The sequence below is a fragment of the Telluria sp. AZSoR62 genome, from assembly GCF_058111565.1.
The window spans coordinates 1-234 of sequence record NZ_JBYTST010000627.1 but is presented as its reverse complement, the minus strand read 5'-3'; the positions used below and the strand labels follow the sequence as shown (position 1 = coordinate 234).

Annotated in this window: 1 protein-coding gene; it reads right to left on the bottom strand. The window is 54.7% G+C overall.

Going from position 1 to position 234, the window contains the following annotated elements; all coding sequences use genetic code 11:
* Positions 1 to 196 (bottom strand): helix-turn-helix domain-containing protein (locus AC3XQU_RS24970; protein ID WP_489876774.1); only part of this gene is annotated, 196 nt, incomplete at its 3' end.
* Positions 197 to 234: the final 38 nt, after the last annotated feature.

Here is a 234-nt window from a genome sequence, read left to right as displayed (position 1 = left end):
GCGCGATCAACGCTATGGGACTAGTGCCGAGAGCGAGCGTGAGGCTCTCGAGCATCTCAAGGGAAATGCCGGTCTTGCCGTGCTCAAGATTATGGATGTGCTTAGCATCGGCGACGTTGTGAAGGTCTTCCTGTGAAAGACCCTGAGAAACTCTGAGTAGGCGAAGGGCGGCTGCCAGAGGCTCTCGTAGCGACATTGACTAATCCCCAAAGACGAGGATATAGCCACATCGAA